Origin of the sequence: Paenibacillus suaedae (assembly GCF_032337355.1) — a bacterium.
Lineage (GTDB): Bacteria > Bacillota > Bacilli > Paenibacillales > Paenibacillaceae > Paenibacillus_B > Paenibacillus_B suaedae.
Genome location: NZ_JAVYAA010000001.1, coordinates 828,493 through 842,212, shown reverse-complemented (window position 1 = coordinate 842,212; position 13,720 = coordinate 828,493). Strand labels below are relative to the sequence as shown.

The following is a 13,720-nucleotide window of genomic DNA, read 5'->3' as shown; positions in this document are numbered from 1 at the left end:
AGTCCCTCCTTCTTCCTCCCTCCAATCTCATCTGCGCCCAATTTCGCAAACGCTTTCTTTTTCTTTCCTCTCTATCATATTACAAAAAAATGCAACTAGAAAGGAGTAACTTTCCAATTGCATTTCTTTTTTTGAATTTCTACTCCGGTATGAATCATTTTGCTCGCTGCTGTGATGCATGAATCGCTTGAGCAAATCGCGCTATTCCTAACCCAATTTCATCCTCATGCGGCCTTGCATACGTAAACCGGACATACCCAGGTTCTGAACCGTAGACCGTACCAGGATTATAGAGAACCCCTCGCTTTATGCTTTCCTCTAGCAATTTTGCATCATGAACGGGGGTTCTCACTTTGCACCATAAGTGCAGCCCTCCCTGTGGAAGGGAGTACGCCACCTCCCCCGGAAGTTCGCGCTGCAGCGCATCGATAAGCAAGTTCCGTTTCTTGAGGAGTTCCTGCCGCAGCCGTACCAAATGGCTGTCAAAATAAGTTTCCGATAGCAAACGTGCGGCGATTCGCTGCGGCAGCACACTCATTCCGAAGTCGATTTGCTGTCGTTCAGCAGCAAGCCGCGTGATAACAGACTGTGGGGCAACCATCCATCCGATCCGCAGGCCTGACGCTACAACTTTGGATAATGAGCCAATATAAATGACGGTATTGTTTGTATCAATCGATTTCAGTGTCGGCGGCGGATTGCCTGTGAAGGACGTCAGGCTGAACGGATCATCCTCTACAATGGGAATGCCTAGGTTGCCGCAAATCTCAAGCAATTGTTCCCGTCTAGAAGGGTCAAGCACACGGCCCGTTGGATTATGATAATTCGGATTCACGAATATCATCCGTATGTTGTGCTCCCGATACAAGGACAATATCCCTTCCGGACATATCCCCTTCTCGTCTACAGGCAGCCGAAACAAGCGCAAGCCCGCCGAGTGAAACATAGGCAGAGAATAATAGTAGGAAGGATCCTCGATCGCGATCGCATCCCCCGGCTGAAGCAATCGACGAGTTATTAAATAGAGCGATTGATGAGACCCTGATGTAACGAGAATCGATGATTCTGTCGTTCGAAAACCGCGATATTGATGTAAAGTGGTGGACAGAACCTCACGCAGCGGCACATAGCCCTGAGGATCGTCATAGCTCATGTCTTCATGCAGCAGATGCTCGCTCAAAAGCATCCGCATCTCTTCATTTGGCGACAAATCGGGTGACAGTTCTCCGCTGGAAAAGTCTATACAGTTGCTGCCCGAATCCAGTGCGGAACGAATCAGTTCGGCGTATACCGGATCAGGCTGCACTAGCTTGCAGCTATCTAAATATTGATGCCAATCTGGCGTTTGTTGAGAGTCTGCCCCCCACTTCGACTTGCTTACCCGAGTACCACTACCGACCATACTCTCGATAATTCCTGCAGCACGCAGCTCTTCATAGGCTTGAACGATAGTGCTTCGATTTACATGTATTTGCTCGGCAAATTTGCGTTCCGATGGAAGGACGCTTCCCGGAGGAAATTCACCGTTATAAATGCTGCGCTCGATATATGCGGCAATCTGCTGATATAGTGGTTGATTGCTGGAACGATCTGGTTGCCACATGGAAATACACCTCTTGCTTTCTTAGTCTGTGATTTTTATCACATATAAATAAGTATATCATTGCTCTTCGTGATCCCGTACTGACCCTTTTCATCGAAACGTTGTCAACTCTGTGTCAGTCTCTTGAACATGGATGACCCCGCCCTGTTGAAATGGATGGCGACATCCCCTCCAGTCTGCTCTAAGATAATGCTGAACGTGAGAACTTCACTCGACTGGCTGCCAGTGCCATATGACAAGAGTATGTACAAATGTGTGCAATGATGTGTGCTGCGATGTACGTACAGCCTCGTCAAGCTCATAACCTAACGCTTTTCTTAACGACTGAATCTTAACGAGTGTCACACTAACAGCACCACATAACGTGAAGACATTCACATTATTCGAATCTCACAGACCTTTTTCTTGTTGCACGACGATCACATTTTCATCACAAGGAGGCCTCTATGGATCAAGTCATTCTCGCGCGAATCCAATTCGCATCAACAACATTATTCCACTACATTTTCGTCCCCATGACGATTGGACTGGCGTTTTTAATCGCCATTTTGGAGACGCTCTATGTCGTCAAGGGCAAGGAGATTTACAAGCAAGCAGCCTTGTTCTGGAGCAAATTATTTCTGATTAACTTCGCAGTTGGCGTCGTCACCGGCATATTGCAGGAGTTCCAGTTCGGGATGAACTGGTCCAATTATTCCCGCTTCGTCGGTGATGTGTTCGGGCCATCGCTTGCCATTGAAGGGCTGCTCGCGTTCTTTATGGAATCCACCTTCATCGGCTTATGGGTATTCGGCTGGGAGCGCTTATCGAAGCGCGTTCATCTCGCTTGCATCTGGATCGTCTCGGTCGGCACCGTATTGTCAGCGTTCTGGATCTTGACCGCCAACTCGTTCATGCATGCGCCTGTCGGATATGAATTCAACAACGGACGGGCAGAGATGAGCGACTTCTTCGCACTTATTACGAATCCGCAATTGTGGCTGCAATTTCCGCATACGCTGTTCGCGGCATTCGCAACCGGCGCCTTCTTCATGGCAGGCGTCAGCGCATGGAAGCTGCTCCGTGGACACAATCCGGACATGTTCCGCCGTTCGTTCCGCGTCTCGATTACCGTTGCCTTGATTTCGTCCGTCATCGTTGCCTACATTGGGCATGCACAGGCGCAGCATCTGCTCACTTCTCAGCCGATGAAGATGGCAGCGGCCGAGGCGCTCTGGGATACGAGTGAGGATCCGGCACCGTTCACGTTATTTGCTACAATCGATACGGAAAAGAAAGAAAACTCGTTCAAAATCCAAGTTCCATATATGCTCAGTCTGCTATCGTACAACAAGCTTAGCGGCAGTGTAGAAGGGATGAATCAGATTCAAGCGCGTTATGAACAGAAGTACGGACCAGGAAATTATATTCCATCGGTTAAAATGACGTTCTGGAGCTTCCGCATGATGGTTGCCGCAGGTGGGCTCATGTGCCTTGTCGGCATTTACGGCCTGATATTATCCCGCAAGAAGAAGCTGGAGCAGCGCCCATGGTTCTTGAAGCTGATGGTTGGCATGATCGCCTTTCCGTTCCTCGCCAATTCGGCGGGATGGCTTATGGCCGAGATGGGTCGTCAGCCGTGGGTTGTGTTCGGAGTTATGCGTACAGAGGACGCCATATCGCCGACAGTTACGGCGGAAGAACTTCTCTTCTCGCTCATTGCGTTCACGACCATTTATGCGGTACTCGCCATTATTGACGCTGTTCTCTTCGTCAAGGTGATACGTAAAGATGAGCAGATGGAAGAACCGGAGGAAGAAGATATGAAGAATTACGATCCATTTGATAAGGAGGTAACGCATGCTATCGCTAAATGAGTTATGGTTCATACTCGTCGCCGTGCTGTTCGTCGGCTTCTTCTTCCTCGAAGGATTTGACTTCGGCGTAGGCATGGTCGCCAGGTTCCTCGGGAAGACGGATCATGAGCGCCGCATCATTATCAACACAATCGGTCCTTATTGGGATGCGAACGAGGTATGGTTAATTACGGCCGGGGGGGCTATGTTCGCTGCCTTTCCGGAATGGTATGCGACGATGTTCAGCGGTTTCTATATCCCGTTCGTCGTGCTGCTGCTGGCGCTTATCGCGCGCGGTGTCGCGTTCGAGTTCAGGGGCAAGATGGATTATGGCGCTTGGAGGAAAGCGTGGGATGCCGCGATTTTCATTGGTAGTCTGCTGCCTCCTTTCCTATTCGGTGTCGTATTCGCCAATATCATTCGCGGTGTGCCGATTGACGGGAACAAAGAAATGGTCGGGAGTGTGTTTGACCTGCTGAACGGCTACTCCCTTGCTGGCGGTGTGGCCGTTGTCATGATATGCATTCTGCACGGACTCGTCTTCATTACGCTGCGAACCACCGGCGGCCTGCGGGAGCGGGCACGGAAGGCAGCTCGCGATGTCAGCCCGGCAGTTGTCGTCGTCCTGCTGCTGTTCGCCATGCTGACATATGTCAGCACTGATATTTATACGGTTCATGGCAGAGGTTGGCTTATCCTGCCGCTGTTAGCTGGGGGCGCATTGCTCTTGGCCATGTCATTCATTAAGCGTGAGCGAGATGGACTGGCGTTCGCCATGACAGGGTCCGTTATCATTCTGTCGGCCGTGAGCATGTTCATCGGCTTGTTCCCACGAGTGATGGTCAGCTCGATCAGCCCTGAGTTCAATCTGACGATTATGAATGCGGCTTCCGGCGCTTACTCGCTGAAGGTGATGACGTATATCTCGCTGACGATTCTGCCGTTCGTGCTCGGATATCAAATTTGGAGCTACTACGTCTTCCGCAACCGGATCGATGATAAGGAACATCTGGAGTATTAATAGGATTCTCGAATCAATACGCAAAATAATGAGTATTTCACCAATTAATATAAGCTTGCTATGCTCGAACCGTTACCTGAAAAAGGAAGGGTTAGAGTGAACTCGCGAAAGCTTGGTACAAGCGGATTATCTATGAGCGAGATTGCTTTTGGGAATTGGATAACTCACGGCGCCCAAGTGGACGTTCATGCAGCCCAAAGCTTGTGTACATGCTGCGCTGGAAGCTGGGATCACTACATTCGACACCACAGATGTGTACTCAGATACACGGGCAGAAGCAGTGCTTAGACTCTCACGCTTTGATTCCATAACGTTCACGCAATGTATGGATAACCTCGTGCACTTGCTCTGGCTCTGGGAGCCACAATCCTGAGGACGCTTGTTCGAGACAACGCTCGGACTGGCGTTCTCGGATCACTTGCTTGACAGATTCAATAAATACGTGTGCCGCCCCGCCGCCAACAGTGCTGCCGAGCGAAGCCAGTTCTTCCAGACTGCCTGTCTTATCTTCGGTCACAACAGGATGATCCGGTTGCACCTCACCCAACGCAGCACGCTCATAGAAGGAGCGGACGAGCTCGGCGCTCTCCTTGCCCGAACCCTCGCAGATGACGAATGCCTGCACGACAAAGGCATGAGCTTGACGCCGCTGTGCAATGCCGCAAAACTTGATGCCGCCAATGCTGAGATCAAAATCGCCAGGGCAGTATGCGCCATCGATTTCACCCTTGTCGATCGTGTAGCCCGTGTTCTGCAGAGCAAGCTTGATCAACTGATACATGCGCTCATAGTCCGAGCGGAAGCATTTGTCGCCCCTCCCTTCCTTCGGCAAGATCAGGGAAATGTTCACAACGCCCAAATCGAGTGGTACGGCCGCCCCGCCCGTGCTGCGGACAGCCGTCGAGTAGCCAAGCGACTCCAGCCATTGCTGCGCCTCTGCCGCATGCGGCAATCTGCTGTCACGCAGTCCCATCACGAAGCCCCGCGGATGACGCCACAGGTGACATACAGCGGGCCCTCCCTTGCCTGTATGTCTGCACAGCAGCTCGTCCAATGCAAAAGGATACAGAATGTCGGGCTCCTCCAGATACTGCGTGCGATCAAGCACGAGGATATTGTCTAATCCTTCTCCCATATGAAATGAAGCCGTACATTCCGTCATTTCTGCATCCCCCTTATCGATCATAAAAACCAACCGAACCTTTATACTTATCGGATTTCCTAGAGATACGGATCAACAACACTATGCGTCATCTTGACCGTCCATTCGGAATTACCGGGCTAATTCTGAATCTATCCAATCTATAGGTATCTTAACACGGATGAGTTCGTTACGGAAAATAAGAGATTCATCGCTAATGCCCCTGACTTTTGTGCCTTTGCTAGACTCGTAAAAAATTCCTCAAAGGATGGGTGACGCCCGTATGGTATTTGAACGAAGAGCGCCATGCCCGCCAAAGCAATGGACGTTTTTTCGTTTCTCTAGCATTGCCTAGGAATCTCGTAAATTTCATAGAAAAAGCCCCAAATGGGACTTTTCCTTGTTTAGTTTCTTATCTGGAGATTCTGTACGTCATCATACATACTTCCGTAAATCCATACGAATACAGTCTTACAAACCGATATGCCGGTTGCCCTTGCAGGGTCAGATTCAATCTCAACCCGAGACTTGCCGTCTGGCGCTGTATAGTCCAAAGAGAATTTACGGTACTTAAAGGTTTTGCCTGTAACTGAGTTTTTATGGGAGGTAACCGAGAGCTCGAATGTATCTTGTTTTCAGTTGCCGCCCGTCTTCTCCAGTGTAACAGTCGTTACATGCTTGTTATTGCTATCGTAGATACGCGCTGCGGCCGTCTGTGCGCCCTTATATTGCTTGTTACTATGATAATAGATACATTCATAGCATCTCCGTTGGTCTGCACAACAACGGGGATTGTACTTTTTTTATAATTCCCCTCGAAGAAGTTATGAAACTTTCGAATATTGCGAGATTTAGATAAAAATGGTATATTGGTAATATATTACTTGGTTTATTTTGTATCAACTTCATCAATTATCACTAATTTGTAAGTGTTATCATTTTTGAAGTGTTCATAAGTTACAAGATAAGTTTTACCTACAACTAAAAGATTTTGAGTATTAAAAGTATCAAGAATTAATTTAAATGATTCTGCTTTAGCATCTAATGGGTTTTTCACAATAGCCCATGGCTCATTACTGTTAGTTTTAGTTCCTTTTTCAATAATTTCAATAAAAGATGTAGTGTGAGCTGGTGAACTGTAATTTCTAAACAGGAAAAATAAAACGGCAACTATTAATGCTCCAGTTAAAATCAACTGTAAGGACTTTTTCTTATTCATCAAGTTTGTTCTCTCCTTTCAGTTATTTTATACAAATGAATCAACTTCATAATTGTTTTGAATTAGGTTGTGTAATTGATTCAAATAAAATTTTGAGGGGGGCTAATATAAAAATTTATTTTTTTGAAGTTTAAAATAAAATTACATCTGTAATTTAAGGAGGATAACAAGTGAAAAAAATGATCTCTCTGCTCACGGTATTGGCTCTTACATTCACTATTAACATGGGTACAACATTCGCCGAGAAAACAACATATACCGAAACCGAATTGGACACAATCTTAACTAAAGCGGAAGTTCCACAGACAATCCTTGAAGCAATGGATTATGATCTCAAAAACTTCATTGTTACAAATTCAGGTGAAGACCTTAAATTTGCCGACTCAACAACACAAGAGTACATCAGAGATCAAAAAACAAATTCATTAGTGAGTTCCGATCAAATGAAAACACTGGACAACATTCCTACTAGTGATTTGTCTCTGACATTACTTCATTTTGTAATTAATTATAACGGAACTAACATGGATGATGTCTACAATAGTTTTGAATGGAAGAAAAATCCTTCCATTTCTCCTGATGGAATATACAAGGATAATATCGCGATTGCTGTTCCAGACGGCTGGGAAGTTCAGTCTGGAAAATATGCGTGTGCAACTCAAACATATGATTACACAATTGCCAATGGATGGCAATGGACAGCTCCGGATAGTTCAACATGTAATAATGGACAACCAGTTCAGTATCACATGTATGGGGCAGCCTGGGAATTTAATAGCACAAAAGTTGCAGTACCTGGTTTTAAATTCAAAGGTACTTCCAAACTTACAATGAAAAAGAAGAATAGTACAGCGATAAACCGTGTCGTAGGAGCATATAATGAAGCAAAGAGTAATATTTTTGGAAGTTATAGCGTCACTATAGCATTTGGTCCAGCATCTGTTTCTTTCAGTCCAAATTCCGGTTCTAATAGCTACCAACAAATCGACCTTACTTGGTGATTAGGCCAAGTTCATTTCTTGATACGGCTACGCTATGTTATCGGCAAAGACAGAATTACGGCTACTGACGATTCGGAGCCGTAATTACAGGAAGCCCAAGGATGGAGATCCCCGGGCTTCTTTGCGATCTGCAGTACATTTGTATTACTTCATATCGAAACCAAAAGAGTGCATACCCTCATACACTACATTGTGAAAAAATCGGTTTCGGGTATAACACCATTATCCCATCGGTCAGCAGAAAATATGGTATTAGACTGGGGCAAGAAAATGAAGTCCTAGACTGTCGCTGTTTCATTGAACAAACGAGCCTGTTCGTTTAATACTTCTTATGGCACTCCTTAGCTCTTTAAAGACATATCTTTGTCCAGTGTTAATTCATGAAATGATTTCACGCGTAGTTGTAAAAATGGGGTGAACAATAATGTACAAGCCGAAGCTAACAATCCAATGCCACCCGCAAATAAAGCGAACCGCAAACCCATTGCCCCTCCTATCATCCCCCCAATTAACGAACCAAGCGGTAAAGAACCCCACGAGATAAATCGAAATGTAGCATTCACGCGACCTTGCAGGGCATCGGGAACAATGACTTGACGTAAACTGATGGTACTAATGCTAAACATGGAGACACCCATTCCGAAAAGAAGCTGTCCGAGCATCATAATCAACGCAATGCTTAATTCTGATCCTACTGCTAATGGAGCAAGCAAACCGCCACTTGCTGCCAGCGTAGCGGAACCCACAATTGTTGGACCTACTCCAAAACGACGTACGGCCCTTTGGGCAAGCAGAGAACCAAAAAGGTACCCGACTCCTAGCGTCCCATAAATGATGCCAAGAATGCTCGCACTGATTTTAAGTTCTTGCGATGCATATAGAACATAAACACTAAAAATAACATTCCAGGAAAGGTTAAAGACTGTTGAGCAGCGTACCACTCCCCACAGCAACGGTTTGGTGTAAACCGTATGCAGCCCTTCTTTCATTTCCAGCCACATGTTTTTTTGTTTTTTCGCACCTGTCACAACTGTCTCCAACTTGCGAATCCGGGCTATGTACACAGCGGATACAAAAAAGGATACCGACGTGAACAATATTGCAAAAGGAGCGGTGATTAACTGTTCCAGTCCGCCTGATAAACCCGGCCCAGCAATTTGTGCGGTAGATTTACTTGTCTCTAGTTTGCTATTCCCATCAACAAGCTGCTCCTTGCTCACAATGGAAGGCAAAAAGGATGTATAGGCAACATCAAAGAAGACAGTACAGATACCAACTATGAAGGCTACCAAATATAGAACTGTAATATTCAGGAATCCGGTTGAGGCTGTCAGCGGCACAATGAGCAGTAATGCACCCCTGAAACAGTTAGCGGCAACAAGAATTGGTCGCCGGGGAAATCTGTCTATCCATACACCAGCTAGCAAACCGAAAATGATAAATGGAGCATACTCGGCAAAACCAAGCAACCCCATTTGCATGGGACTGGCGCCTAAATAGAGAGCTGCCACTAATGGCACTCCTAATAATGCAACCTGAGTCCCAAACTGTGATGCAGTTTGCCCGATCCAGAGCCTGCGAAACTCTGCGTTCGTTAACAATCCTTCCACCTTGTTACTCATACTCGTTCCCCCATTCTTCGACACAACGAATTGCCATTCAAATTTGCATTTGTAGTATAGGGGAACTTACGTTTCAAGATCATGCGCTTTCATTATCGCAAATAAATAAGCAAAAAAAGAACCGCTTAGCTATGCCGCTAAACGGTTCTTATTCCTACATCTGAATCGATTCAATCATTTCATGAACGGCCTTCTGCCATTCCACTTGCTCATTAGCTGGAGCGCTAAATTGAATTTCAAGTAGAGCTCCATTTAGTTCCGCCCAACCGACGAGACGATAAGTGTTCCCTTTCTGGGAAGACATGATAACTTCATTGACTGCAATGTGTTTCCCATGAACGAGCAACGTTTCATCTTTCAACCACTCTAGCTTTTCTCCTTCACTGTCTTGTTCCAAAATCGCCTTCATCTTTAATCGTGACCCATCGATTCCAGCATCGGTCATGAGCTGTTCTGGATCATGCTGTATCTCAAGCTTAACTTTCTGGCTGCTATCCATGTAAACAAGCTTCGAGTTCGATGTCTCACTCGTTTGCGCCTCTAATCCCTGCGGAAGCTTCAATGACATCAAATTCGAGAATACGTGAATTCTTTCTTCCTCAGGAGCCTTCGTTTCCGCAATCTTATTCTCTTGTTCTGCTCGCCCTTGCTCCTGCCCCTCCTGCTGCGGAGTCAAAGAGACGTTCTTGGCCTCACCAGCATTCCTCTCCTTGCTTCCTGAGAAGCTGCAAGCAGAAATGATGACTGCTGCAGACAGCACCAATAGAACCATCCACTTTTTTAACCTGCTTCCATCCCTATCTCTTCGCATTTGTGCCTCCCCCTTCCGTGTCTATTCATTTAAAAAGGTCGTTACACGGTTTGCGATCAAATCCGCAACCGCTTGGGCCGATTTTTGACCGTTATAGTAAGCCTTCGCTTCCTCCTCGATGATCGATTGAACTTTCGAATTATCCATTATTGCGGTGTTTGCATCGGACAGCATCTGCATGACCATGTCAATGTCTTCCTTATGAATCGGGATCGAGGATCCCGTTGGCGATTCGACAGTGCCTTTGTCTTCAAGATCCTTGAACATCTGCTCGTTAACCTCTTTATTGATAGAGAACCCCCGCAGTCCAGGCATGGTCTGTATTTCCTTAGACAATAAGAATTTCATGAAATCCCATGCTTCCGCCTGCACCTTCGAACTCCGATTCATCCCTAATTTATTCGATGTCGCGAAGGTGCCTCCGGCCTTCTGTCCAGCCGCAAGCGGCTTGCGATAAATCTTCCCTTGCTCATAGAACATCGCTGGCCCACTGAAATAATCTTCCGGCGAAGTAATCAAATTAGGTGCAAAAAAATAATCTCCTGCGCTCACTGTCGCATCCGTCGCTACCTTATCTGCGTACATCGTCTTCACTTGCTCCATCAATCCGACAAATGCACTGGCATCGAAGCTGGCGGGGCGCTGCTCCTCATTGACAACGCGAGCATAGTTATCAGCGAACAGAATGTTCAACATCCTCTCAGGCGGCGTATTCCCCAGCGAATACGTGTGCCCGCCGGACGCTGCCAAACGTTTGCCTACTTCCGTAAACTCTCCCCATGTCCATGTGCTGTCATCGAATGTTACGCCGGATTGCTGAATTGCCTTCGCATCGCCCATAAGACTGTCCAAGGAAAACCGCAGAGGCAGCGCATAGAGACCTCCTCTAATCTTGCCTCCGTCCAGAATGTTCATCTCGTACGAATTAGAATCAAAGACAGGATCCTGCTTCATAAGTTCACTCAAGTTCACCAGCGCTTGCTTGTCTACGTATTTCCCAATCGGCAACCCGCTCACATTCAAGTCAATCAAATCAGCCCCTTTACCGGACAATAGCTCTGTAGTAGTGGTATTCACATACTTCTCCGCACTTCCTTCTTGATTAGAGCCTCCCCCTTGGCTGTATTCCTTGATTTGAATATCCACATTGGGATGCTTCGCTTCATACATCTTCTCAGCCTGAGCATACACAGGATCAGCTCCGGATACGGATACGACAACGACTTTCTTCCCGTCCTGTCCCTGCTGCCCTTCTTGCTTCGCCTCATCAGCCTGCTTGCCGGCACATGCTGCCAATGTCATCGCTATTGTTATTGCTGCGAACAGACTACGTACACTCCTTTTTCTCACCCTGAATCGCTCCTCTCCATTCTTCATAGGATCGTTGCGCGCTCAGACGCATTAGATCCTTACACGTTGACCATCTGTTAATGGCTCACTGCTCTCGACAATAATCTGGGTTTTCGGGTATACCCCTTGCACCAGCGTTTCTTGGCCATTCGTCCCCCCTAATTGAACGGTAAGCTTGCTAGCAATAAAAATATTGCCCAGCGGGCCGGATTGCTCTTTGATAACAAGCACATAGATGTCCTTCCCTGCCTGACGAATCGCTTGGTTCGATACGAGCATGCCTCCATCGCTCTTCTTCGTTTGTGTTAATTCCACACTTACGAGCTCATTCGCCTGAACATTCGGATGTTGAACCTTCACAATGACCCGTTGACTCGCATTTGCCTGAGATGCATTCCCTTCCGCTTCCCCTTGGAGGGAAGCCCCTCCATTAACGCCTGGCATCGGCCGAATGTCGGTAATGCTTCCTTCAACCGGAACATTTGCCTCCTCATGCTCGATTTGCACGCGCATCTTTTCCCCGGTACGCAATTCCCGGCCGAAGGCATCCGGGATGACAATTTCGAATTGATATCCTTGCTGCCTATTCGCCAAGCTGATATCTGCCCCTCCGCTTCCTGAAGGCAGCTTCGGCGTCGCTAGTACTTGTGTCACAACACCGTCAAAAGGCGCGATAAGGCGTCTGCGTTCAATCTCCTCCGACTTCAACGTGCTCAATTTTCGCTCTTGAACACCAATCGCTAATCGCGCACGTTCCAATTCCCGCTTCGTGCGGCGCGCCTGCAACTCGTCGTTATTTTGTACGGCTTCAATATAAGCCTCCTGCAAGTCAGCTAACGATAGCCGCTGCCCTGCAAGGCCCGCCTGTACATCCAGAATTTCCTGAGCAGCAGCAGGATTTTCATAGGTGATTAACGTCTGCCCCTTCGCTACGCGATCCCCCTCTTTTACATGAACATCCTTAATAAACCATTCCGCCTTGTTCGATAAATCGATATGCTGCCGTGGCATCAGCCGGGCCGTACCACGCCACGTGGTTACCAGCTCACCAACCCTTCCTTCCTCGGTTCGCACCTTTGGCAAATGTAACGTCAGCAATGTATTGCTCGCCAGGGTAAGGAAAAGGAGCAAGCTAAAGAAAAGGCCGGAGAGCCACACGATTTTCCGTTTTTTTCTTGCATCCAGCGCTGCTGTGAACCCTATAGCCATCCTATCCCTCCTTTCATGAGCTACCCTTTGATCCCCGACATTTGAATCCCTTCGATAAAATAAGATTCCGCATACAAAAACAGGAGAACCATGGGCGTCATATAGATCATCGACGCGGCAAAGCCGATGCCTTGTGCTTCCTTATGAATTCTGGATAAATAGAGCGATAATGGCTGCTTGAATGCTTCCTCCAGGAAAATCAGGGGCTGCTCGACCATATTCCAGTAATCGACGAACAGCAATACGATCAGCGCCGCAATCCCCGGCTTCATCAGAGGCAGCATAATTTGATAGAAAATGCGATAATGACCCGCGCCATCCATCTGAGCCGCTTCAACCAGCGCATAAGGAATCGAGAGCATAAATTGTCTCAGCATGAACACACCGAATGCCGCGAATATCCCTGGCAATATAATCGCGCTAGCTGTATTCATTAGTCCCAACTTGTCAGCAATAATATAATTCGGAACCAAGGTCACTTGGAAAGGCATCAGCATCGTCAGCAAGTACACCTGAAACCATCCCTCTCTCCCTCTGAACCGGAGTTTGGCAAAAGCGTACGCTGCCAGCGCACTGACAACGGTCTGTCCCGCAATAATTCCCACGACCATCGCGACGGAATTCCATAGCATGAACAAATACGTCGGCGTATCTAGCAAAACGCTCCCATACTGCTCGAAGGACAGCCAATCCGGGATAAGCTTCAGATTCACGAATACAGCAGGCTCTCCTTGCGTAACGACTGGCATTTGACCCACTAGACCGTAATTGCCGCGAATTTCATGCTCCGTCATCAGTGAATTTGTGAAAATTATCACAATTGGAAATAGCATGATAAGCCCGATGCACGCCATCACCAGCGTGAACGACAGGTTCCGAATGAACCCCCTGTTCTTCATTCTTCCTCC

General features: G+C 47.2%; 11 protein-coding genes and 1 pseudogene. 4 read left to right on the top strand and 8 right to left on the bottom strand.

Annotated features, from left to right (window positions below):
• Positions 1 to 154 precede the first annotated feature (154 nt).
• Positions 155 to 1,603 (bottom strand): MocR-like pyridoxine biosynthesis transcription factor PdxR, encoded by a 1,449-nt coding sequence (pdxR, locus tag RQP50_RS03710; protein WP_315743338.1) that lies wholly within the window; start codon positions 1,601 to 1,603, stop codon positions 155 to 157.
• A gap of 446 nt (positions 1,604 to 2,049) precedes the next feature.
• Here pdxR and RQP50_RS03705 point away from each other — a divergent pair, with 446 nt between their 5' ends.
• The 3 genes and pseudogenes from RQP50_RS03705 to RQP50_RS03695 all read left to right on the top strand — a co-directional run.
• Positions 2,050 to 3,459, top strand: coding sequence for a cytochrome ubiquinol oxidase subunit I (locus RQP50_RS03705; RefSeq protein ID WP_315743336.1), 1,410 nt, complete (start codon positions 2,050 to 2,052; stop codon positions 3,457 to 3,459).
• A complete protein-coding gene (gene cydB, locus RQP50_RS03700; protein ID WP_072731337.1) occupies positions 3,443 to 4,459 on the top strand; it encodes a cytochrome d ubiquinol oxidase subunit II in 1,017 nt (338 codons plus the stop codon). The genes RQP50_RS03705 and cydB overlap by 17 nt, the downstream gene beginning before the upstream one ends.
• A gap of 96 nt (positions 4,460 to 4,555) precedes the next feature.
• Positions 4,556 to 4,745 (top strand): annotated as a pseudogene (locus RQP50_RS03695) (aldo/keto reductase); the annotation flags it as partial.
• A 6-nt stretch (positions 4,746 to 4,751) separates the two neighbouring features.
• On the opposite strand, the gene RQP50_RS03690 reads toward RQP50_RS03695, so the two are convergent.
• Together RQP50_RS03690 and RQP50_RS03685 are read right to left on the bottom strand one after the other, a co-directional pair.
• Complete coding sequence (locus tag RQP50_RS03690) at positions 4,752 to 5,621, bottom strand: lipoate--protein ligase family protein (RefSeq protein ID WP_083545326.1); 870 nt, start codon at positions 5,619 to 5,621, stop codon at positions 4,752 to 4,754.
• 868 nt (positions 5,622 to 6,489) lie between these two features.
• Positions 6,490 to 6,819: a hypothetical protein gene (locus RQP50_RS03685; protein WP_028531894.1), complete on the bottom strand. Its 330-nt coding sequence runs from the start codon at positions 6,817 to 6,819 to the stop codon at positions 6,490 to 6,492.
• A gap of 170 nt (positions 6,820 to 6,989) precedes the next feature.
• Between RQP50_RS03685 and RQP50_RS03680 the strand changes: the two genes are divergently transcribed.
• Positions 6,990 to 7,820 (top strand): hypothetical protein, encoded by an 831-nt coding sequence (locus RQP50_RS03680; RefSeq protein ID WP_072731339.1) that lies wholly within the window; start codon positions 6,990 to 6,992, stop codon positions 7,818 to 7,820.
• A 341-nt stretch (positions 7,821 to 8,161) separates the two neighbouring features.
• Here RQP50_RS03680 and RQP50_RS03675 read toward each other — a convergent pair whose 3' ends face one another.
• The 5 genes from RQP50_RS03675 to RQP50_RS03655 form a co-directional block, all read right to left on the bottom strand.
• The gene (locus RQP50_RS03675) at positions 8,162 to 9,442 is read right to left on the bottom strand and encodes an MFS transporter (RefSeq protein ID WP_315743329.1); all 1,281 of its coding nucleotides are present in this window, start codon (positions 9,440 to 9,442) and stop codon (positions 8,162 to 8,164) included.
• A 154-nt stretch (positions 9,443 to 9,596) separates the two neighbouring features.
• Entirely contained in the window at positions 9,597 to 10,253 is a 657-nt protein-coding gene (locus RQP50_RS03670) for a hypothetical protein (RefSeq protein WP_315743327.1), read from the bottom strand.
• 21 nt (positions 10,254 to 10,274) lie between these two features.
• Positions 10,275 to 11,603, bottom strand: a complete 1,329-nt coding sequence (locus RQP50_RS03665; protein ID WP_315743325.1) for an ABC transporter substrate-binding protein — start codon at positions 11,601 to 11,603, stop codon at positions 10,275 to 10,277.
• A gap of 51 nt (positions 11,604 to 11,654) precedes the next feature.
• Positions 11,655 to 12,812 carry an efflux RND transporter periplasmic adaptor subunit gene (locus RQP50_RS03660; RefSeq protein ID WP_315743323.1) on the bottom strand — a complete coding sequence of 386 codons (1,158 nt, stop codon included), beginning with the start codon at positions 12,810 to 12,812 and terminating at the stop codon, positions 11,655 to 11,657.
• 20 nt (positions 12,813 to 12,832) lie between these two features.
• Entirely contained in the window at positions 12,833 to 13,711 is an 879-nt protein-coding gene (locus RQP50_RS03655; protein ID WP_315743321.1) for a carbohydrate ABC transporter permease, read from the bottom strand.
• Positions 13,712 to 13,720 lie beyond the last annotated feature (9 nt).

Excerpts from the sequence above, each read along its gene's own strand:
- pdxR (WP_315743338.1), bottom strand. The coding sequence starts at position 1,603 with ATGTGGCAACCAGATCGTTCCAGCAATCAACCACTATATCAGCAGATT.
- RQP50_RS03705 (WP_315743336.1), top strand. The coding sequence starts at position 2,050 with ATGGATCAAGTCATTCTCGCGCGAATCCAATTCGCATCAACAACATTA.
- cydB (WP_072731337.1), top strand. The coding sequence starts at position 3,443 with ATGCTATCGCTAAATGAGTTATGGTTCATACTCGTCGCCGTGCTGTTC.
- RQP50_RS03690 (WP_083545326.1), bottom strand. The coding sequence starts at position 5,621 with ATGACGGAATGTACGGCTTCATTTCATATGGGAGAAGGATTAGACAAT.
- RQP50_RS03685 (WP_028531894.1), bottom strand. The coding sequence starts at position 6,819 with ATGAATAAGAAAAAGTCCTTACAGTTGATTTTAACTGGAGCATTAATA.
- RQP50_RS03675 (WP_315743329.1), bottom strand. The coding sequence starts at position 9,442 with ATGAGTAACAAGGTGGAAGGATTGTTAACGAACGCAGAGTTTCGCAGG.
- RQP50_RS03670 (WP_315743327.1), bottom strand. The coding sequence starts at position 10,253 with ATGCGAAGAGATAGGGATGGAAGCAGGTTAAAAAAGTGGATGGTTCTA.
- RQP50_RS03660 (WP_315743323.1), bottom strand. The coding sequence starts at position 12,812 with ATGGCTATAGGGTTCACAGCAGCGCTGGATGCAAGAAAAAAACGGAAA.
- RQP50_RS03655 (WP_315743321.1), bottom strand. The coding sequence starts at position 13,711 with ATGAAGAACAGGGGGTTCATTCGGAACCTGTCGTTCACGCTGGTGATG.